26 protein-coding genes are annotated in these 24401 nt (G+C 58.4%); 15 read left to right on the top strand and 11 right to left on the bottom strand.

Annotated features, from left to right (window positions below; translation table 11 throughout):
• The first annotated feature begins 129 nt into the window (after window positions 1-129).
• The 3 genes from AC3IT6_RS20780 (at window position 130) to AC3IT6_RS20790 (ending at window position 2287) form a co-directional block, all read left to right on the top strand.
• The gene (locus AC3IT6_RS20780) at window positions 130-1023 is read left to right on the top strand and encodes a sensor histidine kinase (RefSeq protein ID WP_489356635.1); all 894 of its coding nucleotides are present in this window, start codon (window positions 130-132) and stop codon (window positions 1021-1023) included.
• The gene (locus AC3IT6_RS20785) at window positions 1020-1679 is read left to right on the top strand and encodes a response regulator (RefSeq protein WP_489352445.1); all 660 of its coding nucleotides are present in this window, start codon (window positions 1020-1022) and stop codon (window positions 1677-1679) included. The genes AC3IT6_RS20780 and AC3IT6_RS20785 overlap by 4 nt, the downstream gene beginning before the upstream one ends.
• A gap of 293 nt (window positions 1680-1972) precedes the next feature.
• The gene (locus AC3IT6_RS20790; RefSeq protein WP_223449143.1) at window positions 1973-2287 is read left to right on the top strand and encodes a hypothetical protein; all 315 of its coding nucleotides are present in this window, start codon (window positions 1973-1975) and stop codon (window positions 2285-2287) included.
• 64 nt (window positions 2288-2351) lie between these two features.
• Here the strand turns inward: AC3IT6_RS20790 and AC3IT6_RS20795 are convergent, their stop codons facing one another.
• Together AC3IT6_RS20795 and moaB are read right to left on the bottom strand one after the other, a co-directional pair.
• Window positions 2352-3578: a molybdopterin molybdotransferase MoeA gene (locus tag AC3IT6_RS20795; protein WP_489352447.1), complete on the bottom strand. Its 1227-nt coding sequence runs from the start codon at window positions 3576-3578 to the stop codon at window positions 2352-2354.
• Window positions 3562-4101 carry a molybdenum cofactor biosynthesis protein B gene (gene moaB, locus AC3IT6_RS20800; RefSeq protein ID WP_150755993.1) on the bottom strand — a complete coding sequence of 180 codons (540 nt, stop codon included), beginning with the start codon at window positions 4099-4101 and terminating at the stop codon, window positions 3562-3564. The genes AC3IT6_RS20795 and moaB overlap by 17 nt, the downstream gene beginning before the upstream one ends.
• Before the next feature lie 81 nt (window positions 4102-4182).
• Between moaB and mobA the strand changes: the two genes are divergently transcribed.
• Both mobA and AC3IT6_RS20810 read left to right on the top strand, forming a co-directional pair.
• The gene (mobA, locus tag AC3IT6_RS20805) at window positions 4183-4785 is read left to right on the top strand and encodes a molybdenum cofactor guanylyltransferase MobA (protein WP_150726322.1); all 603 of its coding nucleotides are present in this window, start codon (window positions 4183-4185) and stop codon (window positions 4783-4785) included.
• A gap of 77 nt (window positions 4786-4862) precedes the next feature.
• Window positions 4863-5084, top strand: coding sequence for a YgdI/YgdR family lipoprotein (locus AC3IT6_RS20810; RefSeq protein ID WP_007994800.1), 222 nt, complete (start codon window positions 4863-4865; stop codon window positions 5082-5084).
• 84 nt (window positions 5085-5168) lie between these two features.
• On the opposite strand, the gene AC3IT6_RS20815 is transcribed toward AC3IT6_RS20810, so the two are convergent.
• The 4 genes from AC3IT6_RS20815 to AC3IT6_RS20830 all read right to left on the bottom strand — a co-directional run bounded on the left by AC3IT6_RS20815 (window position 5169) and on the right by AC3IT6_RS20830 (window position 8255).
• A complete protein-coding gene (locus AC3IT6_RS20815; protein ID WP_489352450.1) occupies window positions 5169-6059 on the bottom strand; it encodes a pseudouridine synthase in 891 nt (296 codons plus the stop codon).
• 155 nt (window positions 6060-6214) lie between these two features.
• Window positions 6215-6532: a hypothetical protein gene (locus tag AC3IT6_RS20820; protein ID WP_008020364.1), complete on the bottom strand. Its 318-nt coding sequence runs from the start codon at window positions 6530-6532 to the stop codon at window positions 6215-6217.
• Between the two features lie 172 nt (window positions 6533-6704).
• Window positions 6705-6941, bottom strand: coding sequence for a glutaredoxin family protein (locus AC3IT6_RS20825; RefSeq protein WP_095946325.1), 237 nt, complete (start codon window positions 6939-6941; stop codon window positions 6705-6707).
• A 105-nt stretch (window positions 6942-7046) separates the two neighbouring features.
• Window positions 7047-8255, bottom strand: a complete 1209-nt coding sequence (locus tag AC3IT6_RS20830; protein WP_489352453.1) for an ammonium transporter — start codon at window positions 8253-8255, stop codon at window positions 7047-7049.
• Between the two features lie 328 nt (window positions 8256-8583).
• On the opposite strand from AC3IT6_RS20830, the gene AC3IT6_RS20835 reads away from it, so the two are divergent.
• The 7 genes from AC3IT6_RS20835 to AC3IT6_RS20865 all read left to right on the top strand — a co-directional run bounded on the left by AC3IT6_RS20835 (window position 8584) and on the right by AC3IT6_RS20865 (window position 16270).
• Window positions 8584-8898 carry an ElaB/YgaM/YqjD family protein gene (locus AC3IT6_RS20835; RefSeq protein WP_489352455.1) on the top strand — a complete coding sequence of 105 codons (315 nt, stop codon included), beginning with the start codon at window positions 8584-8586 and terminating at the stop codon, window positions 8896-8898.
• A 1-nt stretch (window position 8899) separates the two neighbouring features.
• Window positions 8900-9289 carry a phage holin family protein gene (locus tag AC3IT6_RS20840; protein WP_150755997.1) on the top strand — a complete coding sequence of 130 codons (390 nt, stop codon included), beginning with the start codon at window positions 8900-8902 and terminating at the stop codon, window positions 9287-9289.
• The gene (locus tag AC3IT6_RS20845) at window positions 9286-9630 is read left to right on the top strand and encodes a hypothetical protein (protein ID WP_489352458.1); all 345 of its coding nucleotides are present in this window, start codon (window positions 9286-9288) and stop codon (window positions 9628-9630) included. The genes AC3IT6_RS20840 and AC3IT6_RS20845 overlap by 4 nt, the downstream gene beginning before the upstream one ends.
• A gap of 216 nt (window positions 9631-9846) precedes the next feature.
• A complete protein-coding gene (locus tag AC3IT6_RS20850; protein WP_150755999.1) occupies window positions 9847-11175 on the top strand; it encodes a deoxyguanosinetriphosphate triphosphohydrolase in 1329 nt (442 codons plus the stop codon).
• A 178-nt stretch (window positions 11176-11353) separates the two neighbouring features.
• Complete coding sequence (locus AC3IT6_RS20855) at window positions 11354-11761, top strand: response regulator (protein ID WP_458370168.1); 408 nt, start codon at window positions 11354-11356, stop codon at window positions 11759-11761.
• A 232-nt stretch (window positions 11762-11993) separates the two neighbouring features.
• The gene (locus AC3IT6_RS20860; RefSeq protein ID WP_008002663.1) at window positions 11994-12620 is read left to right on the top strand and encodes a response regulator transcription factor; all 627 of its coding nucleotides are present in this window, start codon (window positions 11994-11996) and stop codon (window positions 12618-12620) included.
• 8 nt (window positions 12621-12628) lie between these two features.
• A complete protein-coding gene (locus tag AC3IT6_RS20865) occupies window positions 12629-16270 on the top strand; it encodes a transporter substrate-binding domain-containing protein (RefSeq protein ID WP_489352460.1) in 3642 nt (1213 codons plus the stop codon).
• Window positions 16271-16371: 101 nt separating this feature from the next.
• On the opposite strand, the gene AC3IT6_RS20870 is transcribed toward AC3IT6_RS20865, so the two are convergent.
• Window positions 16372-16854: a GAF domain-containing protein gene (locus tag AC3IT6_RS20870; RefSeq protein WP_115948251.1), complete on the bottom strand. Its 483-nt coding sequence runs from the start codon at window positions 16852-16854 to the stop codon at window positions 16372-16374.
• Window positions 16851-17741 carry an ATP-binding protein gene (locus AC3IT6_RS20875; RefSeq protein WP_489352463.1) on the bottom strand — a complete coding sequence of 297 codons (891 nt, stop codon included), beginning with the start codon at window positions 17739-17741 and terminating at the stop codon, window positions 16851-16853. Before AC3IT6_RS20875 ends, AC3IT6_RS20870 begins: the two co-directional genes overlap by 4 nt.
• 123 nt (window positions 17742-17864) lie before the next feature.
• On the opposite strand from AC3IT6_RS20875, the gene AC3IT6_RS20880 reads away from it, so the two are divergent.
• Entirely contained in the window at window positions 17865-20225 is a 2361-nt protein-coding gene (locus tag AC3IT6_RS20880) for a hybrid sensor histidine kinase/response regulator (protein ID WP_489352465.1), read from the top strand.
• On the opposite strand, the gene AC3IT6_RS20885 is transcribed toward AC3IT6_RS20880, so the two are convergent.
• The 3 genes from AC3IT6_RS20885 to msrB all read right to left on the bottom strand — a co-directional run bounded on the left by AC3IT6_RS20885 (window position 20209) and on the right by msrB (window position 21650).
• Window positions 20209-20670, bottom strand: coding sequence for a MarR family winged helix-turn-helix transcriptional regulator (locus AC3IT6_RS20885; RefSeq protein WP_150759480.1), 462 nt, complete (start codon window positions 20668-20670; stop codon window positions 20209-20211). The genes AC3IT6_RS20880 and AC3IT6_RS20885 overlap by 17 nt on opposite strands.
• On the bottom strand, window positions 20667-21152 hold the full coding sequence (locus AC3IT6_RS20890) for a glutathione peroxidase (protein WP_056727098.1): 486 nt from the start codon (window positions 21150-21152) through the stop codon (window positions 20667-20669). Before AC3IT6_RS20890 ends, AC3IT6_RS20885 begins: the two co-directional genes overlap by 4 nt.
• A 102-nt stretch (window positions 21153-21254) precedes the next feature.
• A complete protein-coding gene (gene msrB / locus AC3IT6_RS20895; RefSeq protein WP_218479702.1) occupies window positions 21255-21650 on the bottom strand; it encodes a peptide-methionine (R)-S-oxide reductase MsrB in 396 nt (131 codons plus the stop codon).
• A gap of 226 nt (window positions 21651-21876) precedes the next feature.
• Between msrB and AC3IT6_RS20900 the strand changes: the two genes are divergently transcribed.
• The gene (locus AC3IT6_RS20900; protein ID WP_007973513.1) at window positions 21877-23088 is read left to right on the top strand and encodes a pyridoxal phosphate-dependent aminotransferase; all 1212 of its coding nucleotides are present in this window, start codon (window positions 21877-21879) and stop codon (window positions 23086-23088) included.
• Window positions 23089-23403: 315 nt separating this feature from the next.
• Complete coding sequence (htpX, locus tag AC3IT6_RS20905) at window positions 23404-24294, top strand: protease HtpX (protein ID WP_007973520.1); 891 nt, start codon at window positions 23404-23406, stop codon at window positions 24292-24294.
• Window positions 24295-24401 lie beyond the last annotated feature (107 nt).

Consider the following 24401-nt stretch of genomic DNA (forward strand, 5'->3'; position numbering starts at 1 on the left):
CCGGTTCGGAGCTGAACTCTCCAACAAAAAGTACATCCCGTTGAAGTCGGCGCTCCACATTAAAAACAGGGGCCTGTCAGCCAGCATGACCGGTCAGCCCGCAGCGAACATCCATTGGCTCCATCCGCTATGCACGCCAGCCTCAAGTCAATCGCCATGTGGCCACCTTCCCGAGCATATGCACGCACATTCACGCTGTTGCTATGCACCTGCTCGACCCTCGGCAGTCTACTGGTCTATGGCTTGTCCATCCCGTTGCCCCTGTCGTTGCTGTTGCTCAGCGTTGCGGCGCTGACCAGTGTTGCCGTGCAGTACTGCCTCTCGCGCAAATCCATCAAGTTCCAGCCTCAGGAACTGGCCGACCGGCTGTTGCAGGTTCAGGAAAACGAGCGTCACCGGCTGAGCCGGGAACTGCATGACGACATCGGTCAATTGCTGACCGCCGCAAAACTGCAAAGTGACTGGCTCAAACGCCGGATGCCCGAAGAACTCCAGGAGCAATGCTCGGTCCTCTGCGACACGCTGGAAGAAACCCTGGCCAAAGTTCGCGACGTATCCGTCATTCTCAATCCCCGGCAGTTGACCAGCCTTGGGCTGGAAGCCAGTCTGCGGGCACACCTGCTCAAGACCCTGGCCAACACCCCGGTGCACTGGAGCCTGGAATGCCAGCAGCGCCTGACCGGCATACCGGAGGAAATGGCCGTGGCAGCTTTCCGTATCACCCAGGAAGCGGTCACCAACATCCTGCGACATGCCCAGGCCAAGAACCTGCTAGTGTGCCTGCAGCGCCTGCCCCAAGGTCTGAAGTTGCAGATCAGCGATGACGGTCAGGGCTTTGCGCCCGCAATAGACCCAGCTCGTGAAGGGCAACGCGGTATGGCCGGGATGTCGGAACGGATCGATCAACTGGGCGGCACACTGACCGTTACCAGCGAGCCGGGCAAAGGCACTCAAATCGAAGCTCTTTTTCCCTGGGCGCCCCGTGCGCTCGAACGGGCCAGTTCGAATAAGGTTATGCATTGACTTGTAATTTACTACTGGTGGATGACCACTCGCTGATCAGGGCTGGCGTGCGCGCCCTGGTAATGGATCTGCCAGGCTATGCCGTCATCGGCGAGGCCAGTGACGGCTCCCAGTTACTGGAAATGGTCGGGCATCTGTCCCCGGATATTGTCCTGCTGGATATTTCGATGCGCCAGACCGGCGGCCTCGAAGCCTTGCAGCAGCTCAAGCGAGTGCGCCCGCAGAGCAAGGTCCTGATCCTCTCGATGCACACCGACCCGGCCCTGATCATGCAGGCGCTGGAGTCCGGAGCCCATGGCTACCTGCTCAAGGACACTACGGCGACCGAACTCGAACAAGCACTGGAGGCGTTGCGCAACAACGAGCGCTATCTGAGCCCGGCTATTGCCCACACGGTGATCACTCAAGCGCTGACCCGAAACCAGAAACACCAGCCAGAACCTGCCGACTCGCACAACCTGACGGCACGTCAGCTGGAAATCCTGCGGTTGATCGTTCGCGGAAAATCCACCCGAGAGATCGCCAACGGCCTGGGGCTGAGCGTCAAGACCGTCGAAACCCACCGTTCGCAGATCATGAAGCGCCTGCAGATCTACGATGTGGCCGGCCTGGTGCTGTTTGCCGTGCGTGAACAAATCATCAGCCTTGATGACTAGGCACTTCTGCGGCACGTAACAGCGGCGAATCGTCAGGCAGATGCACGAGTAACGCCGCTGACCGCACCGAGAATCGCAGATTGTCCCCTTCCAGGGCAGGCGCGCACGAGTGAACATGCTGTCGACGCCAGAAACCCCTCCGTTAAAAGTCGAAAGAAAACGAATTATTTCCAGTCGGAAGGATTTGATCCCTACATGGCAGGATTTTTCTTACAAAACGTGAGGAATCGGCTCAATTGACCACAAATCTGAATTGGTAGACCTTGGGCTGCAGGACATCACAAGGACGTGCCATGCAATGCCAAAACCTCGCATCACCGGCCATTTCGGTCTTGCCGCTTACGGATAATAAAACTGCAGGCCATCGAGCTGAATGCAGTAACAGCACAAAAACCACGGGAGAAGTCGATATGGAACCTCGCGTCACCGAGCTGGAAACACACCTCAAGCACATACGCAGGGACATGGACGAAGTCCGGGGTGACGTCAAATCCATCAAGCACAGGCTTGCCTATTCAGCCGGCGGAACAGCCGTGATCCTCGGCCTCCTTGGCTGGATCGCCAACAGCCGTTTCGAACAGGTTATTTCATTGTTTCTGGCGCATTGAATTGCCATCCACACAAGACCCGGTTCAATCAACCGGGCCTTGTGTGACTAAGCCGTTGTAGCTATCAGCTCAGGACTTCGCTCAACGGAATGAAGTAAACGCTTTCGCCCTGAACCAGCGTGCGACCTTCTAGGACTTCTACCAGTCCATCAGCCCAGGCAGCGCTGCGAAGCACACCGGAACTCTGGTTTTTGTAGATCGTCGCCCTGCCGTTTTCCAGCCGTGCGCGCAAATACTCACGCCGATTGCCGGGTTGGAGCCAGTCAAACCCTGCCGGCACCTGCACCTTCAGCGGCTCAACGTCTTGCACACCCTGACGACGCAAGAGATAGGGCCTGGTCAACAAGGCAAAGGTCACGAGGGTCGATGCCGGATTGCCCGGCAAGCCAATCACAGGTACACCGCGAAAATGCCCGAACGTCAGCGGTTTACCGGGCTTGATGGCGAGTTTCCACAACGTCAGTTCGCCCTCTTCACGCAAGGCGATGCCCAGAAAATCGGCTTCTCCTACCGATACGCCACCGGTCGAGAGGATCAGGTCGACATCCTTCAACTCACCCAATCGGGAGCGAGTGGTTTCCAGATTGTCCGGCAGAATTCCCGCGTCGACGACCTCACACCCCAAACGCAGCAACCAGCTACACAACAACACCCGGTTGCTGTTGTAGATCTGTCCCGGCCCCAGCGTCTGCCCCGGCTCAATCAATTCGTCACCGGTAGACAGTACCGCCACACGCACCTTGCGAACCACCTCAAGCTCAGCGCATCCCAAGGAGGCAGCCAATCCTTGCTCGATCGGCCCCAGTTGCGTACCTGCTGGCAGAATCAACTCGCCGACGGTGGTTTCCTGGCCTTGCGGACGGATGTTCCGACCTTGGGTCAAGGCTTCAGTGAAACGTACTCGCTCATCGGCCTGAACCTCGGCGTTCTCCTGCATCTCGACGCAATCGGCACCGGCGGGAACAGGCGCCCCGGTGAAAATGCGTGCACAGGTTCCTGGCTGCAACGGATCGGGTGCCTGGCCGGCAAACACCTTCTGACTGACCACCAACGGCTCTCCCGTCCAGTCAGCCATGCGCAAGGCATAACCGTCCATGGCACTGTTGGGCCAGGGCGGCAGATCAAGCGTCGACACCAGATCTTCAGCCAGTACACGCCCCTGTACCTGCGCCAACGGCAAGCATTCGCGCTCGACAATCCTCGAAGCCTCGGCCATTTCCAGCAAGCGCGCCAACGCCTGCTCGACAGGCATCAGACTGCCAGCCTTGCCAGGCTTACCCACGGGATTCACAAGGCGCTGCCTGTTTCAAATGAGGCACGAAATTGCACGGGCGATGCCGCGAATCCAGCTGCTCGGCCAATATGCCGTGCCAACCGGTGCGCACGGCATTGGTCGAGCCCGGCAAGCAGCAAACCAGCGTGCCGTTGGCCAGACCGGCCAACGCCCGGGACTGAACGGTCGAGGTGCCGATATCGGCAACCGAGATCTGGCGGAACAGCTCACCAAATCCATCAACCTGTTTGTCCAGCAGGCAGCCGACGGCTTCCGGCGTGCTATCACGCCCGGTAAAACCGGTGCCGCCGGTGATCAGCACCACCTGCACGACATCGTCGGCAATCCAGTTGGCGACTTGCGCACGAATTTTGTACAGGTCATCTTTGAGCAACACCCGGGCTGCCAGGTAATGACCGGCAGCGGTCAAGCCGTCGACAAAGACCTGACCTGAGGTGTCGGTTTCCAGTGTGCGGGTATCGCTGACAGTCAGCACTGCAATATTGAGCGGTGCGAAAGGTACATCAGCCTTGGCTTTCATAGGCTCGTCCAGTTGTAGGAGAAACAGCCCGGTGTTATATCACAGCGCTCCGTTTTTTCGCCGCCCCCATGGAGGCCTGCCATGACCACGAATTCACAATTGCCACCCTGCTCCATTCTGCTCCTGGCGGGCGGCCGCGGCCAACGTATGGGTGGTCGGGACAAAGGGTTGCTGGACTGGCATGGCGAACCCCTGATTGCGCATCTGCATCGCAAGACCCGTCCGCTGAGCGATGACCTGATCATCTCCTGCAATCGCAACCTTGAGAAGTACGCCCCCTACGCCGACCAGTTGGTCCATGATGATGAAGGTGACTTCCCCGGGCCGCTGGCCGGTATTCGCGCAGGCCTGAAAGCGGCTCGCCATAGCCATCTGCTGGTCTTGCCCTGTGACGTTCCGGGCATTGATGCGGCGCTGATCGACAATATGCGCGAGACCGCCAACCTGCATCCGGACAAGCCGCTGATGGTGCGGCATGATGACCACTGGGAACCGTTGTTGTGCGTGATTCCTGTGCTACACAGTGCAGCTTTTGAAAATGCCTGGAACGAAGGTGAGCGCAGCCCTGGCCGATTGATGCGCAAGCTCGGCGCAACCGCGCTGCAATGCCCCGACAAAGACCCTCGGCTGGCCAACCTCAACACACCGGAACTTTTAAGCGGTCATGACACTGTGTCAGACTGACAATGATCCGGAACTTGCGCGGACGCTATACGTCTCAAGTTCAGCAACCACAGAATTCTTATTCGGAGACACAACTCATGACTCAACGGACCCTCGCCACTTTCATGCTTGCACTGGGCCTTGCCACCCTCGCCGGTTGTGCATCGCCTACGGTGATCACCTTGAATGACGGTCGCGAAATCCAGGCCGTCGACACGCCACAATTCGACAAGGATTCCGGTTTCTACGAATTCGAACAGCTCGATGGCAAACAGACCCGCATCAACAAAGATCAGGTTCGTACCGTCAAAGAGCTGTAATCCTGGTGCCACCGGATACAGAAAAGCCCGCTTGATGCGGGCTTTTTCATGCCTGGAGAACAGCTCTTCAGGGTCGCTCCTTGATCACCATTGCAGGGTGATTTCACTCTCGAACTCACGCGCCTGGCCCGTGACCGGATCGATAAATTTCAGCCCCTGAGCCAGCAGTTTCAAAGGATTGGCGTAGTCGTCCTGCGCATCCTTGAGCACCTCGGGGTAAAACGGGTCGTTGCAGATAGCGGCTCCCAACGCCGCCATATGTACCCGCAGCTGATGTTTCTTGCCCGTCACCGGGTAAAGACCATAACGCCAGAGATCCCCCTGTTTTTCCCTGACTTCGACCGCAGTCTCCGTGTTACTGGCTCCCGGCCCCTCCTGCATGCGAAAGAACGGTTCGCCATCGACCAGTCGGCTTTTATGCACCAACGGGAAAGCCAGGCCGGGCAACGCCTTTGCGATGGCTTCGTAGCGCTTTTCGATCTGCCGGGTTGGAAACAACGACTGATAAGCCGAACGAGTCTGCGGATTGGCGGAAAACAGCACCAGCCCCGCAGTATGTCGGTCGATGCGATGCAATGGCACCAGGTGCGGATTATCCAGGCGTCGGATCAAGCGCCTGAGCAGCGTCTGTTCGACGTATTCGCCAGCCGGCGTCACGGGCAGAAAGTGTGGTTTGTCGGCCACCACCAGATGCTCGTCCGCGTACAGGATCGACTCGGTCACCGGGATCGGCTTTTCATCCGGCACTTCACGAAAATAATGAATCCGCAAACCTTCCCGGTAGGCCAGGTCGAGGGCAATCGGCATGCCCTGCCCATCGAGGACCCGGCCACGGGCAATTCTGTCCAGCCATTGTTCACGACCGATGGCGCTGAAATGCTCACACAGGCAATCAACAACGGTCTGCCACGGGCCAGGTGGCAAGTAGAGCGTACTGGCCTGACTGTGTGCCGCGGAAAAAGAAGAAGTGGACATACGAAAGCTCTAACCTCAGTGCAGAGCGGCATTATCCAACAGCAAGGGGAATGAACCTAGGGGGCGTTCTCAATTAGTTTTCCCGTCGCCTTGCCCTGCACAACAGCAGGCCCGGCGCGGCGTGAAAACTAATTGAAAACGCCCCCTAAGATTCCTCAAGCCGGGATCTGTGTGCGCGCCGCCGCTTCGGTGTACTCCTTGAGCCAGCGCAGTACATCGACCGCCTCCCAGCGAGCAGGGTCGTACAGGGCGTACAACAATCCCTGATAACCCACGACATCGAGTTGCCGGTGATAACCCGCGCGTTGAAACAAGGCTTCGATTTCTGCGAAACAGGTATTGAAATGCGTTTTGTTGAAGGGCGTTTTCCCCTCGGTCACCAGACCATCCAGACGCAACTCAAGGACAGCCTCGCGCACGACGTCTGCGGACATCCGGTTCACGCTGTTCTTCAACTGTTCGACATTGACCACGATTCATCCCTCTCACGCCCGGGTTTGCCTGCTCACTCCCGAAAATAAGGAACGGCAAGGCAGGCACCGCGAATAACTGTATGCGCATACAGTATCCGATCAACGCCGAATAAGCCAAGGGGATCGATCGCAAAGTTCGACAGGCGGGAGATGCCCTGAACGCAAAAACCGTTTAACGCAGGAACGCCACCACCTGATCGGCACTGAACGGCCAGCCAAGTTCAGCACCGGTATCGACTCGCCGCAACACCGGAATTCGCAGACTGTAGGCTGCGAACCATGATTCATCGTCGGCGATGTCCACCAGCTCCACCAGCAGACCGCGCTCGACGAACTCCATCAACATGGCTTCGGCTACTTCACAGAGATGGCATCCAAGGGTGCCGAACAGCTGACATTCGGGAAGCATGAGCGCTCAACCAGAAAATGAAGTGACCATTCTAGGCCTGCCCCGAAAAACCGTCGAGCCATTGCGGCCCCTGCCCTGATGCCACCGACGATAAAAAGACCCGAGTCAGTCCTGGCTCACGGCGCCGATCTTGTGGATCGACAGGTCCGCGCCGTAATACTCCTCTTCCTGGCTCAGGCGCAGTCCATGCAACGCCTTGATCACGCCATACACCGCAAACCCGCCGGCCAGAGCCACAGTGACCCCCAGCGCAGTGCCGATCAACTGGCTGATCAGGCTGACCCCGCCCAACCCACCCAATGCGGTCTGGCCGAAAATGCCGCAGGCGATGCCGCCCCACACGCCACACAAGCCATGCAACGGCCACACACCCAACACATCGTCGATGCGCCATTTGCCTTGGGCCGCGGTAAAGCACCAGACAAACAGCGCCCCCGCGACGGCACCGGTGACCAGCGCCCCCACAGGATGCATCAGGTCGGAACCGGCACAGATTGCCACGAGCCCCGCCAACGGGCCGTTGTGCAGAAAGCCCGGGTCGTTGCGCCCGACAATCAGCGCCGCCACCGTACCGCCAACCATGGCCATCAACGAGTTCACCGCCACCAGTCCGCTGACACCTTGCAGGGTTTGTGCGCTCATGACGTTGAAGCCGAACCAGCCAACAATCAGGATCCACGAGCCCAACGCCAGAAACGGGATACTCGATGGCGCGAACGCGACCAGCCGACCGTCGCGATAGCGGCCATTACGCGGCCCGAGCAGCAGCACCGCCGCCAGTGCCAGCCAACCGCCCATGGCATGCACCACTACCGAGCCTGCGAAATCATGGAAACCGGCGCCAAAGCGCTCCAGCAACCAGGCTTGCAAACCCAGGTTGCCGTTCCAGACAATGCCTTCGAAGAACGGATAGATGAACGCGACGATCAACGCGGTTGCACACAGCTGGGGAACAAACCGGGCGCGCTCGGCGATCCCTCCCGAAATGATCGCCGGGATCGCCGCGGCAAAGGTCAGCAGGAAGAAAAACTTCACCAGTCCATAACCATGGTCGGCATTGAGCACAGCCGCTGGCTGCATGAACGTCACGCCATAAGAAACCCAATAGCCTATAAAGAAGTAGGCCAGTGTCGAAACAGCGAAGTCGCTGAGGATTTTCGACAACGCATTGACCTGGTTTTTCTGTCGCACGGTTCCGACTTCGAGAAAGGCAAAACCGGCGTGCATGGCCAGAACCATGACGGCGCCGATCAGAATGAACAGCGTGTTGGAGCTATGGACCAGGGTGTCCACAGCGTTTTGCAGATTTTCCATGGAATGGGCAGACCTTATGGCAGAAAAAAGCACCAAAGCAGTTCGCGACGACTGCCCATGCACCAAGTTGCAGCTTCAAGGCATCAGCGCACTGATCCCGTTGAACCACTTTGGCGCACGGACGCCGCCCGGGAAAAACGCGCCCCGGACGTTTACGCGAGTTTTTGATTGTTGGTCCTGCGGTTTTACTGAAATCATGCCCGGCTATAGCGCAATGGTGCGGACCGGCGCACCACGACCCAGCAAAAGTTGTACCAGTCATTTGTACTGAACCTTCGCCGAAGGCTCATACTCGAACGCATCAGAACGCCACTTAAGGAGATCCACCATGGCCCGCCCCCAGCCAAAGACTGCTCAAGAAATCCTGATGAACGACTTTCAGACACTGGTCAGTGACACCGAACGGTTGCTGGAGCACACCGCGACCCTGGCCGGCGATCAGGCCGACGAGCTGCGCGAGCAGATCCACGAAAGTCTCTTGCGTGCCCGTGAAACCCTGAAACTGACCGAAGACTCCCTGCGCGAACACGGCAAGGCTGCTGTCACCGCCACGGAAGACTATGTCCAGGCCAACCCTTGGCAATCCGTCGGGATCGCGGCCGGCGTGGGCTTCCTGATCGGCCTGCTGGCCAGCCGGCGCTGATATGTCGATCGGCGAATCCGGCCCGTCTGAAACGGGAACCAGCTCCTCATCGCGGCGCCTGGGTGCTGCCTTCGTTGGGTTGCTACACAGCCATGTCGAACTGTTCGGCATCGAGTTGCAGGAACAAAAAGCCCGCACCGTCAGCCTGTTGCTATTTGCCGGCCTGGCCTTGGTGTTTGCATTGCTGCTGCTGGTAGGGTTGTCGACGCTGGTGCTTATCGTGTTCTGGGACACGTATCGCCTGACCGCCATCATCGGGCTCTGTGTGTTCTACTCCCTCGCCGCCATATTCTGTGGAATGCGCTTGAGAGCGGCGATTTTCGATGAGTCCTCGCCCTTCCATGGCACTCTGGAAGAGCTGGCCAACGATCGGGAGCGCCTGCTGCCATGAGCCTGCCTGAACTGCCACAAAACAGCTCGCGCGCGGAAATGCGCAAGGCCTTGATCCGTTTGCGCATGGAAATGCACCGTCAGGAAATCCGCCACGAATCCGCGCAACTGCTGCAACCCTTGCAACGGGTACGCGGGATGACGCAAAACCTGCAGGACGGTTTCGGCATCAAGCACGCTCCACTCTGGGGCGTGGCCGCCGTCACCTTGCTGGGTTTTCTGACCGGCAAGGGTGCAAAAAACGGGGATGGCCTCAGCAGCCTGACCCGGCTGATCCGCCTTGGCACCACATTGGGGCCGCTGATCAAACTGATCATGCAGGGCTCTTCGCGCAAAGACTGATCAGTTTCTTTCAGGCTGCATTCTTGCAATGTCGACGGGATGCGCCCCTCTATCGAGGGGCGCAATCCAGTGCGCCTACCCGGTCGACAGGCACCCTCCAGAAAAAGATCTTGCAAGGAGGCCTCGATATCGACTCCGCCGGGTTGTAGTTCCGCTTGCAGGCCATGGCACGAAACGGGAAGCTAGGCCATCAGTCACCTGACGGAGAGACCCGCCTTGGATTGGCACACCTTGCTTACCCGCGAACGCCTCGGAAAACCTCTGCACAGCCCTGAAGAACTCGGCCGCAGCCCTTTTCACAAAGACCACGACCGCATCATTTTCTCGGGGGCTTTCCGCCGCCTCGGGCGCAAGACCCAGGTCCATCCGGTGTCCAGCAATGATCACATTCATACGCGCCTGACCCACTCACTGGAAGTCAGTTGCGTGGGTCGCTCACTGGGCATGCGGGTCGGCGAAACCATCCGCAGCACCCTGCCCGACTGGTGCGAACCCAGCGACCTGGGGATGGTGGTGCAATCGGCTTGCCTGGCACACGACATCGGCAACCCGCCTTTCGGCCATTCCGGTGAAGACGCGATCCGTCACTGGTTCCAGCAAGCCTCCGGCCGTGGCTGGCTGGATGCAATGAGTGAAGCCGAGCGCAATGACTTCCTGAATTTCGAAGGCAATGCCCAAGGCTTTCGGGTACTCACTCAACTGGAGTATCACCAGTTCGACGGCGGCACCCGACTGACGTATGCAACGCTGGGCACGTACTTGAAGTATCCATGGACGGCCAGGCACGCCGACTCGCTGGGATACAAGAAACACAAGTTCGGGTGTTATCAGAGCGAGCTGCCGCTGCTGGAACAGATCGCCCATAAACTCGGCCTGCCACAACTGGAGGACCAGCGCTGGGCGCGGCATCCGCTGGTGTACCTGATGGAGGCCGCCGACGACATCTGCTATGCGCTGATCGACCTGGAAGACGGCCTGGAAATGGAGTTGCTGGAATACGCCGAAGTCGAGTCCCTGCTGCTGGGACTGGTGGGCGATGACTTGCCGGAGACCTACCGCCAGCTCGGTCCCGGCGATTCGCGCCGACGCAAACTGGCGATCCTGCGCGGCAAAGCCATCGAGCACTTGACCAATGCCGCGGCCCGCGCCTTCGTCGAGCAACAGGAGGCGCTATTGGCCGGTACACTGCCCGGCGATCTGGTGGAACACATGCACGGTCCCGCCAAGCGTTGCGTGCTGAATGCCAAGGACATGGCCCGCAAGAAAATCTTCCAGGACAAGCGCAAGACCCTGCACGAGATCGGCGCCTACACCACGCTGGAAATCCTGCTCAATGCCTTTTGCGGTGCAGCACTGGAGCAGCACAACGGTCGGACCCCGTCATTCAAGAGCCGCCGCATCCTTGACCTGCTGGGTAACAATGCACCCGATCCTCACGGCCCGTTGCACACTTCGTTTTTGCGCATGATTGATTTCATCGCCGGCATGACCGACAGCTATGCCAGCGACATGGCCTTGGAAATGACCGGCCGCGCCAGCCACTGAGGTGTATCGATTGATCAGCCATTACGGCATTCGTTATGGCTGATCCCCCCTTCAACATCCAACAGCACTCAAGTTTCGTCGAATCGCCCTACAGCACATGGCGAGCAAACTGATCGCATGCCCGGCACTCTCGCGAAACAATCGCCCTCCCTTCTGTTCGACAGATGAAGTACGCCCCATGGCCGAAGACGATCTACGCATCCTCGTGGTGGAAGACCATCCCTTCCAACTAATAGCCACTCAATACCTGCTGGAAAGTTATGGCTTCACCCGACTCACGACCACCGACAGCGCCAAAGGCGCCATGCAGCAAATGCTCGAGGCCGATCAACCGTTCGACATCCTTTTATGCGATCAATGCCTGCCCGATCTGACGGGACTCGATCTGGTCCGGTTCGCCAGCCAGCGAGGGCTGATCAGACAGGCAATCATTCTGAGTAGCCTGACGACGTCTGAACTGGATGAACTTGAAAAAACGGCCATTGAACACGGGCTTCCATTATTGGGTTACTTGATAAAACCATTGAAACAATTTGAATTTAGAGGCTTATTGACCTCGGCATCACTATCGAAAAAACACATATGAAATCCGACAAATACACAGCAAAAAAAACCTACAAGAAACTTCCTTTTAAAGTGCACCAAAGCATTAGGTTTTTTCAGCTTTCCTAATAAGAAACCTAGTTAACACGTAGTCCCATTCTTTTTTATCTGTAGGATTTCTCCTATATTGCCGCTACAGCTCGGTCAGTTCATGCGTCCGTTCAAGTATCTGAGCTATGGTGCGCGCTTTATTTGAGCTCGCATGGGACTTGATTATGAACTCCGTTTTTATTGTCGACGATCACCCGGTTATCCGCCTTGCCGTTCGAATGTTACTGGAACATGAAGGTTACAAAGTCGTCGGCGAAACTGACAATGGGGTCGACGCCATGCAAATGGTTCGCGAATGCATGCCGGACCTGGTCATTCTCGACATCAGCATTCCAAAACTGGATGGCCTGGAAGTGCTATCCCGATTCAACGCAATGAGTACCCCCCTTAAAACGCTGGTACTGACAGCACAATGCCCGACACTTTTCGGTATTCGTTGCATGCAATCCGGTGCATCGGGCTATGTCTGCAAACAAGAGGACATCAGTGAACTGGTCAGCGCCATAAAAGCGGTATTTGCAGGTTACAACTATTTCCCGAGCGAGGCCTTGAACCCCGTCCGCGGAGATGAAACACGCTGTATCGAACTGGAACTGTTCAAATCGGTAAACGACCGGGAACTGATGGTCTTGCAACTTTTTGCCCAAGGTCGCACAAACAAGGAAATCGCCAAGGGCATGTTTCTGAGCAACAAGACCGTGAGCACCTACAAAAAGCGCCTCATGCAGAAACTCAAAGCCAAATCCCTGGTTGAACTGATCGAGATGGCAAAACGTAACGCGCTAGTGTGAGAACCTCGATGCCCAGCCGTTTGAAGGTCTATCTGATTCAAGTGACCGCAGGTCTATGCGTGAGCACCTCGTTGTTCGGGGCACCGGGCAATGAACACTACACGCTGCTCAGCCGCTCGAAGGCCGGGTCACTGGAGGTTCGGCTGGATGAATCCCAGCGACAATGGCTAAAACATAAAAACCAACTAAGGCTCGGTACGTCGGCCCCGGACTATCCCCCTTTCGACCTGACCACCAGTGGTCAGGACTATGAAGGATTTACCGCCGACTACGCTGGTCTTCTGGGAAAAGTAACCGGTTTGCCCGTCACGGTTCAGCGTTTCGATTCCCGAGGGGCCGCGATCGCTGCGTTGAAGAACGGCGAAGTCGATCTGCTTGGCAGCGCCAATGGATTCGAAGCTGACAATACCGACATTGCACTGTCCATACCCTATGCCGTCGACCAACCCGTATTGGTGACCCGCGAAGGGGAAACCCGATCCCTCACCAATGGCCTGGCCGGATTGCGCCTGAGCATGGTGTATCACTACTTGCCGCTGGCGGAAGTCAGGGCGTTGTACCCGAAGGCGATCATCACGTCCTATCCGTCCTACCAGAATGCGATCAATGCCGTGGCTTTCGATCAGGCGGACGTGTTTCTCGGTGACACCATTTCAACTCACTACATGATCAACAAGGGGTACTTGAACAACATCCGCATGGCCAACTTCGGCAAACATGAAGCCTATGGTTTCAGCTTCGCCGTTAACAGGAACAACCCCGAGCTGCTCGGCATCATCAACGCGATGATCACGGCCATCCCCTCCAGTGAACGAGAAAACATCGCCAAACGCTGGAGCGCCGGTAGCGACACTCTGCTGACCGATCAAAAGCTGCAACTCACTGACCGGGAAGAACGCTGGCTGACACACCACCCGATTGTGCGCGTCGTCGTCAACGAAGCCTTTGCGCCACTGACGTTTTTCGATAGCAATGGCAATTTCCGCGGGGTCACCGCGGATTTGCTTGAGCTGATCAGGCTGCGCACCGGCTTGCGCTTTGACATCCGGCGCAGTCGAAGCGATGACGAAATGATCAAACAGATCAAGGACAACAAGGCCGATGTGATCGCCGCGTTGCTTCCCAGCGCCCAACGTCAAACCCAGCTGAACTTTACTCGCCCCTTTCTGGAAAATTCCTACGTCCTGCTGACCCGCAAAGCCGCCGACAGCCCGACCAACCTCGCGCAGTTACAGGACAAGCGTCTGGCCATTGCCCGCGGCAATCCACTCATGGATTACCTGCGCAAAGAGTTCCCCCGGATCAAGTTGATCGAAACCCCGGACACATTCAGCGCCGTAGAGTCACTCGCCGAAGGCCAGGCCGAGGGCGCGGTGAACTCACTGGTCATTGCCAACTACTTCATTTCCTCGCGGCTGTTCGAGCACACATTGCAAATCAGCACCACCATCGGCACCGAGCAGGCGGCGTTTTCCCTTGCCACCGCTCGGGGCGCCAAAGAGCTGAATGCGATTCTCGACAAAGCGTTATTGAGCATCTCGCCGGAAGAGCTGGGCATCATCAACAGTCGCTGGCGCGGCTATTCGGCGTCCTCGCAAAGTACCTGGCGCAACTATCAAAGACTGTTCTACCAAATCGTCATCGGTGCCGGCGTGCTATTGCTGATTTCGATTGCGTGGAACGACTACATGCGACGCCAGATCAAGCAGCGCAAGGCCGCCGAGCGTGCGCTTAACGATCAGTTCGAGTTCATGCGCTCGCTGGTCAATGGCACGCCCCATCCGATCTACGTACGTGATCGCCAGGGGCTGCTGCAAAGTTGCAACGACAGTTACCTGCAAGCGTTCTGCGCCAGGCGTGAAGATGTCATTGGCAAAAGCGTCATGCAGGGATCGATGAGCAATGTGTTCGAAGCCCGGGAGTACCAGGCTGACTACCAGCGCGTGGTGGCCGAGGGCAGACCGTTGATCGTCGATCGCGAGCTGCACATTGGTGGCCGGCGGCTGACGATCTATCACTGGATTCTTCCCTATCGGGATTCCAGCGCAAAAGTGCAAGGCATTATCGGTGGCTGGATCGACATCAGCGAGCGGCGGCAACTGCTCGATGATCTGCGTTGCGCGAAAGAGCGCGCCGATAACGCCAACCGGGCCAAAAGCACGTTTCTGGCCACGATGAGCCATGAGATCCGCACACCGATGAATGCAATCATTGGCATGCTTGAACTGGCACTCAAGCGTCTTGATCATCAGCACCCGGAGCGTCCGGCCATCGATGTCGCGTACAACTCGGCGAAAGGCTTGCTCGAACTGATCGGCGACATTCTCGACATTGCCAGAATCGAATCAGGACGCTTGAGCCTGAGCCCGGAGCGCGTTAACCCCGGTGAGCTTGTGGCCTCGGTCGTGCGGATTTTCGAAGGCCTGGCCCGGCAGAAAGAACTCGAGCTGGTGCTGGAGTTTTCATCGGCCAACCCGACTTTCGATGTGTTGCTGGACCCATTGCGCTTCAAGCAAGTGCTGTCCAATCTGGTCAGCAATGCCATCAAGTTTACCGAGCAAGGCCAGGTCCGGGTCATTGTCGACCTGCACCCGGCAACGCAACCTGAGCGCGTGCAAATGCGGGTGCAGGTTCACGACAGTGGTATCGGGATCAGCGAACAGGATCAACAACGCCTGTTCGAACCCTTCGCTCAGGCCGACAACGCCATACAATCGGCCAGGGGGGGCGCAGGGCTGGGACTGGTGATCAGCCGCAACCTCTGCGAGATGATGGGCGGTAGTCTGCAATTGCGCAGCGAGCCGGGCGTCGGCACTCAGGTGGAGGTGTTGCTGCAGCTGGAAACGTTGCCGCTGCAACAGTCAGCCCAGGTGGCCGAGACGCAAATCGTCGTCGCCACAACCCCATTGAATGTTCTGGTAGTCGACGATCACTCGGCCAATCGTTTGCTCACGTGCCAGCAACTGGAGTTTCTTGGACATCAATTTACCGTCGCGGCCGATGGGCAGGAGGGATTGGCGGCATGGAAAGACCAACCGTTTGATCTGGTGATTGCCGATTGCAACATGCCGGTCATGAACGGTTACGAGCTGGCCCGTGCCATTCGCCAGCATGAACGACAAAACCATCGTCCTCCCTGCACCGTTTTCGGCTTTACCGCCAACGCCCAACCGGAAGAAATACAACGCTGCAAACAGGCCGGAATGGACGACTGCCTGTTCAAACCCCTCAGCCTCGGTGCCTTGAGTCAATGGGTGGAAGGCATTGAACCAACCCATGCTGCCCCGGCGTTCAGCCTGCGCGGGTTGAAACTGATGACCGGAGGCAACCCGATGTTGAACAGGCGATTGCTCAACGAGTTGGTGAGTAGCAACCGCCAGGATCTGCAAACACTGCTGCCACTATCCAGCTCCGGGGATACGCAGGCGTTGCAGGACATTGCCCACAAAATCAAGGGCGCAGCCCGGATAGTGCAGGCCTCCCGCTTGATCGACTGCTGCGAGGCGCTCGAAGCAGCCTGCCATGAGGATTCCGATCGCGAAAAAGTGGCTGGATGCTGCAAATCCATGGAACGCGCCATGCTTGAGCTGGAGGACGCGTTACTACGTCAGATCGAACATTACGACGAAGGTAAAGTGAAAGAGCCTTAACTATGCTCGGACCCTTGGCAGTGTGTTGACCGTCATGGAGAAACCCGCAAGCGCGATGCACCACATCGGGCTTGCTGGCCAACGCCGGCCTGGCATCTTGATCAGCAGTCGGTCAGGCGCAGGAAAATCGCCGCCAACTGTTCGATTCCGGCCTGGTCCTGCGCAGTGAAACGGGCGAGCTTCGGACTGTCGAGGTCGAGCACACCGATCAATCGGCCGTCCTTGACCAGTGGCACCACCAGTTCGCTGTTCGAGGCGCTGTCACAGGCAATGTGACCAGGGAACGCGTGCACATCTTCGACTAGCTGGGTCTGCAAGGTGGCTGCCGCCGTCCCGCATACGCCGCGCCCGAACGGAATTCGCACGCAAGCGATCTGTCCCTGAAACGGGCCCAGCACCAGTTCTTCATGACGGTTAAGGTAGAAACCGGCCCAATTCAAGTCATCGAGTTGATTGAACAGAAACGCCGAGAACTGTGCGGCATTGGCGATGAAATCCCGCTCGTCCGCCAGCAATGATTCCAGCTGCGCGTGCAGCATGCCGTAGCCTTCGAGGCCCTGGCCGCTCTTTTGTAAATCGATCATGCCTTGTGCTCCAACAGTTTCAGCCCGACCCAATAACGAGCAAATTGATAGGCGCAACGCCCATTGCGATTGCCTCGGCCGGTGGCCCAGCGTACCGCCAGGATGTCCAGTTCCTCGGTGCGCTGCCACGCCAGTCCGGCCTTGCCGGCCAACTGGCCGATCCAGTGCTCGACGACGTCGAGGAAATGTTCCTGGGTAAACGGATAGAATGACAGCCACAGGCCGAAGCGGTCCGACAGCGCGATCTTGTCTTCCACCGCCTCGCTCGGATGCAGTTCGCCATCGACCCGTTTCCAGTTTTCGTTGTCACTTTCCTTTTCCGGCACGAGGTGGCGACGGTTGGACGTGGCGTACAGCAAAACGTTGTCCGGCGCCTGTTCCAGCGAGCCATCAAGGACGCTTTTTAGCACTCGGTAATCACCCTCGCCCGACTCGAACGAGAGGTCGTCGCAAAACAGCACGAAACGCTGGGGCAGTTTGCCGATCTGTTCGACCACTCGCGGCAGGTCTGCCAGGTGATCACGCTCAATCTCGATCAGGCGCAAACCGGATTGAGCGTGCTCGGCCAGCAAGGCGCGCACCAGCGATGACTTGCCGGTGCCACGCGAGCCCCAGAGCAAGGCGTGGTTGGCCGGCATGCCGTCGAGGAACTGCCGGGTATTGCGCCCAAGCTGCTCGACTTGCCGGTCGACGCCGATCAGGTCCGACAAACGCATGTCGAGGCTGACTTCCAGCGGCATCAGATAACCGCCGCGCGACTCACGCTGCCAGCGCGCGGCCAGGCATTGCGTCCAGTCGATGGCTGGCCGTGGTGCCGGCAGCAACGGCTCGATACGGGCCAGAACGGCATCGGCGCGTTCAAGAAAAGCATTCAATCGGGAATCCACGACTTCTCCTCGGGCACGTTCACAGTAATGATGGTGATACAGCGACGAAACACAGCGTCACACAAGCGGCTGCCCCCGCAGTACAGGCCTCGCGAGAACATCAGTAGGCAGGCATGATCAACTATGCTTGAGCAGCGAAAGGAAACAGAAGTGGTTCACCCCCCCATGGATATCAAATTCACCAACCGGCTGTCATTCAAGCAAGCCCGGCTTACCGTGCTGGTTGGTTTCATTCTGGGCACGCTGCTCAGCCTGCTGCAAATAGGCATCGATTATGCCAGTGAAGACGCCTCCATCAATCGTGAAATCCTTTCATTACTGGAAATCAGCCACAACCCGGCCTCGCGAATCGCCTACAACATCGACGCCGAACTCGCCAAGGAACTGACCCTGGGCCTGCTACGCTCGCCAGCGATCATTGGCGCGAAACTGACCGACAACAACGGCATTGTGCTGGCCAACGTCAAGCGACCCGGTGTGGAAAACGGTTACCGGATGCTCAGTGACTTCCTGTTCGGCGCCAATCGACAGTTCGAAGACCGACTTTACCTGGATCATTTACCCAACGAATCCCTGGGTACGCTGCGGCTTAACGTAGACACTTACGCCTTCGGCGACCGATTCCTGCGCCGGGCCGAAGTGACCCTGCTCAATGGGTTCGCCCGCAGCCTGCTGCTGTCCGGCATCCTGCTGGCACTGTTCTATGTGATGCTGACCAAACCCCTGGTGCGGGTCATCCGTGAACTCAGCGGTCGCGACCCGAGCAGCACCGAGCCGACCTCACTGGAGTGTCCCGCCGGGCACGCCAACGATGAGATCGGCGTGCTGGTCAAGGTTGCCAACCAGCAATTCAAGAACACCACCACCGAAATCCAGCAGCGGCGCAACGCGGAAAACCGCCTGACCGAGTACCTCGGCCAACTGGAAAACATCGTCTCGGCCCGCACTGCCGAACTCAAGGCGATCAACGCCCGGCTGAGCCAATCCAACGAGGAACTGGAAGCCGCTCGCAGCACAGCACTGGACATGGCCGAAGCCCGTTCGGTGTTCCTCGCCAACATGAGCCATGAAATCCGCACGCCCCTCAATGGTTTGCTCGGGATGATCGCGCTGTCCCTCGACGGGCCGCTGAATGCCGAACAACAGCAACAACTGTCGATCGCCCATGACTCGGGCAAAGTATTGGTGGAACTGCTCAACGATATTCTCGACTTGTCGAAGTTCGATGCCGGTCAGCTCGAACTCGAACACATCCCCTTCGACCTCGGCTCGCTGATCGAAGACACCGCCAACCTGTTGTCGCAGAACGCCGCCCCCAGCGTCGAACTGACCTGCCTGATCGATCCGCATTTCCCGGCACTGGTGCTCGGCGATCCGACCCGGGTGCGGCAGATCGTCAGTAATCTGCTGTCCAACGCCCTCAAGTTCACCCGTTTCGGACGGGTCGACGTGCGCCTGTCGACGTTCGGCGACGGCGTCAGAATCGAAGTGTGTGACACCGGCATCGGCATCCCTCAGGATGCCCAGGTCAAAATCTTGCAGCCCTTCACCCAGGCCGGTGTCGGTATTACCCGCCAGTTTGGCGGCACCGGCCTGGGCCTGGCCCTGACCTACAACCTTTGCGAAGCCATGCAAGGGCGCCTGACGATCAGCTCAGAGCCGGGTTTTGGCAGCCAGTTCTGCGTGGATTTGCCATTGCCCAGCCATACCCGTGCAACGGCTGTTTCGCTCAAGGGCAAAGTCATTGCCATCACGGCCGCCAGCAGCGGGCTGGGCGAACTGCTCAACAGTCTGTTGCCTGGCTGGGGGCTGGACTATGAACGGCGTTCCATGGATGACCCACTGCTTGGCCTGGCAGCCGACGTGCTCATCACCGACTGCCCCGAATGCCTGTTCAGTTTGCGCCCCACCCTCAGCGCGCCGATCCTGCTGATCACCGCTTATGGCAATTTCATGCCCAGCGAAGAGGCCAACGCCCTCGCCCCCCTGCAACAACAGGCCCGCCCCTTGGCCCGCAATTCGCTGCTTCAGACGTTGCGGCGGATCCTGCAACCGCAAACCCACCCGATCAACGAGGCCCGGCTCGACACGCAATGCCCGCAACGCCGCGGGCGCGTGCTGTTGGTGGAAGATAATCCGGTCAACCAGTTGGTGGCCAAGGGCATGCTCGGCAAACTCGGTTGCGAGGTCACCACCGCGGCTCATGGTGGAGAGGCCCTGGATCAACTCGAGCAACGGGATTTCGACCTGGTGCTGATGGACTGCAACATGCCGGTGATGGACGGCTATGAAGCCAGCCGGCAAATCCGCCGCAGCGGACGCTGGCCCCAACTGCCCATCGTCGCCCTGACGGCCAACGCCATGTCGGAGGAGCGCGAACGCTGTCGTGCCGCGGGCATGAGCGACTACCTGGCCAAACCCTTCCGGCGCGAAGAACTGGCCGCCCTGCTGGACTTGTGGATCCCCGCTATGACAGTGCCTTGATCTGTCCCAACAGATGATCGAGGCCATCGCGCAAGTCGTTGAGACGATTCAGATCGACCCCGCTGTCGCACAACAGGCGCGCCTTGAGTGGCCCGACCTGATCGCGCAAGGCCGTGCCGGCTGGCGACAGGCTCAGATGCACTTCACGCTCATCGCGCGCCGAACGCTGACGCTGCACCAGTTGCAGTTGTTCCAGGCGCTTGAGCAAGGGTGTCAGCGTGCCGGAATCCAGGGCCAAACGCTCGCCCAGTGCCTTGACGGTTGGTTGCTCCGGGGCCGCTTCCTGCCACTCCCACAACACCAGCATCGCCAGGTACTGAGGGTAAGTCAGGCCCAACTGATCGAGCATTGGCTTGTAGGCGCGAATCACCGCCCGGGAAGCCGCGTACAGCTTGAAACACAGCTGACTGTCGAGCTTCAGGGAATCGATTGACAAAGTGTTCATTTGAGCAGGGCTTCGATCTCGCGGGTCAGGTCCTGCGGCTTGGTCGCCGGGGCGAAGCGCTTGACCAGTTGCCCGTCCTTGCCGATCAGGAACTTGGTGAAGTTCCACTTGATGCCCTGGGAACCCAGCACCCCCGGTGCGCGCTTTTTCAATTGCACGAACAGCGGATGGGCGTCGGCACCATTGACGTCGATCTTTTTGAACAGCGGGAAGCTGACACCGAAGTTCAGCTCGCAGAATTCGGAAATCGCCCCTTCGTTGCCCGGCTCTTGCTTGCCGAACTGGTTGCAGGGAAAACCGAGCACCACCAGGCCCTGGTCCTTGTAGGTCTGCCACAGCTCTTCCAGGCCTTTGTACTGCGGAGTGAAACCGCATTTGCTGGCCGTATTGACCACCAGCACGGCTTTGCCGGCGAAATCCGCCAGGGTCTTTTGCTCACCCTTGATCGTGGTGCAAGGGATGCTCAGCAGGTTGTCGCTCATGTTTGAGGCTCCAAGTGAATGGCAGAGACAACAAAATAGCGAGCAATTGAATTGCGTGCAATTTAAATATCGGGAAAGCGATCATCGGATCGCTTCGGGGACTTACTCGCGCGGTACCAGGTCCAGGCACACCGAATTGATGCAGTAACGCAGGCCCGTCGGCGGCGGACCATCAGGGAATACATGCCCCAGGTGCGCGTCGCATTTGGCGCAAACCACTTCGGTGCGGATCATGCCGTGGCTGACATCACGGATTTCGGTCATGGCGCTGTCGCCGATCGGCGCATAGAAACTCGGCCAGCCGCAGCCGGAATCGAACTTGGTCCTGGAGTCGAACAGCGGCTCGCTACAGCAGATGCAGTGGTAGACACCGTCGGTCTTGGTGGCGTTGTATTTGCCGGAAAACGGACGTTCGGTGCCTTTGAGGCGGCACACGTTGTACTGCTCTGGATCGAGCATCGCCTTCCATTCTTCCAGGGTTTTTTCCAACTTTTCCATGATCACACCTCAGCGGCTGAAAAAGCCCGATCTGTACCTTTTCCACGGATCGGGCGGCACGTATGATTGCGCCTCGTCAAACGCCAGTCTGGCAGCCAGACCACGCGCATTCAAACGGAAATATGGGTGCTGCATCTCAAGGCGTCAGGCCTGTGTGAATACGCAGGATTCCCAGCACGGTTGCCCAAACGCCGTCTGGATCGTTCATTTTCGGGAACACATCGCCATGCAGGTCAGCAAATCGAACAAGCTCGCCAACGTCTGCTACGACATTCGCGGCCCGGTGCTCAAGCACGCCAAGCGCCTGGAAGAGGAAGGCCATCGCATCCTCAAGCTGAACATCGGCAACCCGGCGCCCTTTGGTTTCGAAGCACCGGATGAAATCCTCCAGGACGTGATCCGCAACCTGCCGACCGCCCAGGGTTATAGCGACTCCAAGGGTCTGTTCAGTGCGCGCAAGGCCGTCATGCAGTATTACCAGCAAAAGCAGGTAGAAGGCGTCGGCATTGAAGACATCTACCTGGGCAACGGCGTTTCCGAACTGATCGTGATGTCGATGCAGGCCCTGCTCAACAATGGCGACGAAGTGCTGGTGCCGGCGCCGGACTATCCGTTGTGGACCGCAGCCGTGAGCCTGTCCGGCGGCAATCCGGTGCATTACCTGTGCGACGAGCAAGCCAACTGGTGGCCAGACCTGGCCGACATCAAGGCCAAGATCACCCCGAACACCAAGGCCCTGGTGATCATCAACCCGAACAACCCGACTGGCGCGGTGTATTCGAAGGAAGTGCTGCTGGGCATGCTGGAACTGGCCCGCCAGCACAACCTGGTGGTGTTCTCCGACGAGATCTACGACAAGATCCTCTACGACGATGCCGTGCATATCTGCACCGCCTCCCTGGCGCCGGACCTGCTGTGCCTGACCTTCAACGGTCTGTCCAAATCCTATCGCGTGGCCGGTTTCCGTTCCGGCTGGATCGCCATTTCCGGCCCGAAACACCACGCCCAGAGCTACATCGAAGGCATCGACATGCTGGCGAACATGCGCCTGTGCGCCAACGTGCCGAGCCAGCACGCGATCCAGACCGCCCTGGGTGGCTATCAGAGCATCAATGACCTGGTGCTGCCGCAGGGCCGCCTGCTGGAGCAACGCAACCGCACCTGGGAGTTGCTCAACGACATTCCGGGCGTGAGCTGCGTCAAGCCAATGGGCGCGCTGTATGCGTTCCCGCGGATCGACCCCAAGGTCTGCCCGATCCATAATGACGAAAAGTTCGTCCTCGACCTGCTGCTCTCCGAGAAGCTGCTGGTGGTTCAAGGCACCGCATTCAACTGGCCATGGCCAGACCACTTCCGCGTCGTGACCCTGCCCCGTGTCGATGACCTGGAAATGGCCATCGGACGCATCGGCGGCTTCCTCAAGTCCTACCGCCAGTAAGCGATCTGTCACCGTGCGACCTTCCCGCAGGTCGCACGGTGATTCATCCGGCAACATTTGTTTGCATTACGCCGCTGGCAGTCGCTTTGTCGCTGCCGGACAGCGCCTTGCCTGCTCGCGCCTAACAAAGGCGGGGCCTTCGACACGAATTGACTGACAAACACTTCCCGCATACTTGTCGGAAATGCCCTGCAAGCAGCTAGACTGTTGCCGTAGGACACAGTTTGAAATAGTCACCCGGTTGAATACCCCGGTGCAGCACCTTATATACCCCGCAGTACGCTACATCTTTAGCTTGAGGAGATTTCTACAACCATGATGCGCATCCTGCTGTTCTTGGCCACTAACCTGGCGGTCGTGCTGATTGCCAGCATCACCCTGAGCCTTTTCGGCTTCAACGGGTTCATGGCGGCCAATGGGGTTGACCTCAACCTCAATCAGCTGCTGATCTTCTGTGCGGTCTTTGGTTTCGCAGGTTCGCTGTTCTCGCTGTTCATCTCCAAGTGGATGGCGAAGATGAGCACCAGCACCCAGATCATCACCCAGCCACGCACCCGTCACGAGCAATGGCTGCTGCAAACCGTCGAGCAACTGTCCCGCGAAGCCGGGATCAAGATGCCCGAAGTCGGTATCTTCCCGGCCTACGAGGCGAACGCCTTCGCCACCGGCTGGAACAAGAACGACGCATTGGTCGCGGTCAGCCAGGGCTTGCTCGAACGCTTCTCGCCGGATGAAGTGAAAGCCGTCCTGGCCCACGAAATCGGCCACGTAGCCAATGGCGACATGGTTACCCTGGCGCTGATCCAGGGCGTGGTGAACACCTTCGTGATGTTCTTCGCACGGATCATCGGCAATTTCGTCGACAAGGTGATCTTCAAGAACGAAGAAGGCCAGGGCATTGCCTACTACGTGGCAACCATCTTCGCCGAACTGGTTCTGGGCATCCTGGCCAGCGCCATCGTCATGTGGTTCTCGCGCAAGCGCGAATTCCGTGCCGACGAAGCCGGTGCAAACCTGGCCGGCACCGCCGCGATGATTGGCGCCCTGCAACGCCTGCGGGCGGAACAAGGGCTGCCGGTACACATGCCCGACACCCTGAACGCCTTCGGCATCAACGGTGGCATCAAGCAAGGGTTCGCTCGCATGTTCATGAGCCACCCACCGCTGGAAGAGCGCATCGACGCTCTGGCTCGTCGCCGCGGCTAAGAGACTTCACAGCAAAAATGAAAAGGCCCGCAGCGATGCGGGCCTTTTTTGTCTGATCAAAAAGCTTCAGTGCTTTTCAGGGCCTCTTCGCGGGCAAGCCCGCTCCC

The organism is Pseudomonas sp. KH_017, from assembly GCF_057840285.1.

Excerpts from the sequence above, each read along its gene's own strand:
- AC3IT6_RS20780 (WP_489356635.1), top strand. The coding sequence starts at position 130 with ATGCACGCCAGCCTCAAGTCAATCGCCATGTGGCCACCTTCCCGAGCA.
- AC3IT6_RS20790 (WP_223449143.1), top strand. The coding sequence starts at position 1,973 with ATGCAATGCCAAAACCTCGCATCACCGGCCATTTCGGTCTTGCCGCTT.
- moaB (WP_150755993.1), bottom strand. The coding sequence starts at position 4,101 with ATGAAAGCCAAGGCTGATGTACCTTTCGCACCGCTCAATATTGCAGTG.
- mobA (WP_150726322.1), top strand. The coding sequence starts at position 4,183 with ATGACCACGAATTCACAATTGCCACCCTGCTCCATTCTGCTCCTGGCG.
- AC3IT6_RS20810 (WP_007994800.1), top strand. The coding sequence starts at position 4,863 with ATGACTCAACGGACCCTCGCCACTTTCATGCTTGCACTGGGCCTTGCC.
- AC3IT6_RS20815 (WP_489352450.1), bottom strand. The coding sequence starts at position 6,059 with ATGTCCACTTCTTCTTTTTCCGCGGCACACAGTCAGGCCAGTACGCTC.
- AC3IT6_RS20825 (WP_095946325.1), bottom strand. The coding sequence starts at position 6,941 with ATGCTTCCCGAATGTCAGCTGTTCGGCACCCTTGGATGCCATCTCTGT.
- AC3IT6_RS20830 (WP_489352453.1), bottom strand. The coding sequence starts at position 8,255 with ATGGAAAATCTGCAAAACGCTGTGGACACCCTGGTCCATAGCTCCAAC.
- AC3IT6_RS20835 (WP_489352455.1), top strand. The coding sequence starts at position 8,584 with ATGGCCCGCCCCCAGCCAAAGACTGCTCAAGAAATCCTGATGAACGAC.
- AC3IT6_RS20840 (WP_150755997.1), top strand. The coding sequence starts at position 8,900 with ATGTCGATCGGCGAATCCGGCCCGTCTGAAACGGGAACCAGCTCCTCA.
- AC3IT6_RS20845 (WP_489352458.1), top strand. The coding sequence starts at position 9,286 with ATGAGCCTGCCTGAACTGCCACAAAACAGCTCGCGCGCGGAAATGCGC.
- AC3IT6_RS20855 (WP_458370168.1), top strand. The coding sequence starts at position 11,354 with ATGGCCGAAGACGATCTACGCATCCTCGTGGTGGAAGACCATCCCTTC.
- AC3IT6_RS20860 (WP_008002663.1), top strand. The coding sequence starts at position 11,994 with ATGAACTCCGTTTTTATTGTCGACGATCACCCGGTTATCCGCCTTGCC.
- AC3IT6_RS20865 (WP_489352460.1), top strand. The coding sequence starts at position 12,629 with ATGCCCAGCCGTTTGAAGGTCTATCTGATTCAAGTGACCGCAGGTCTA.
- AC3IT6_RS20870 (WP_115948251.1), bottom strand. The coding sequence starts at position 16,854 with ATGATCGATTTACAAAAGAGCGGCCAGGGCCTCGAAGGCTACGGCATG.
- AC3IT6_RS20880 (WP_489352465.1), top strand. The coding sequence starts at position 17,865 with ATGCTTGAGCAGCGAAAGGAAACAGAAGTGGTTCACCCCCCCATGGAT.
- AC3IT6_RS20885 (WP_150759480.1), bottom strand. The coding sequence starts at position 20,670 with ATGAACACTTTGTCAATCGATTCCCTGAAGCTCGACAGTCAGCTGTGT.
- AC3IT6_RS20890 (WP_056727098.1), bottom strand. The coding sequence starts at position 21,152 with ATGAGCGACAACCTGCTGAGCATCCCTTGCACCACGATCAAGGGTGAG.
- msrB (WP_218479702.1), bottom strand. The coding sequence starts at position 21,650 with ATGGAAAAGTTGGAAAAAACCCTGGAAGAATGGAAGGCGATGCTCGAT.
- AC3IT6_RS20900 (WP_007973513.1), top strand. The coding sequence starts at position 21,877 with ATGCAGGTCAGCAAATCGAACAAGCTCGCCAACGTCTGCTACGACATT.
- htpX (WP_007973520.1), top strand. The coding sequence starts at position 23,404 with ATGATGCGCATCCTGCTGTTCTTGGCCACTAACCTGGCGGTCGTGCTG.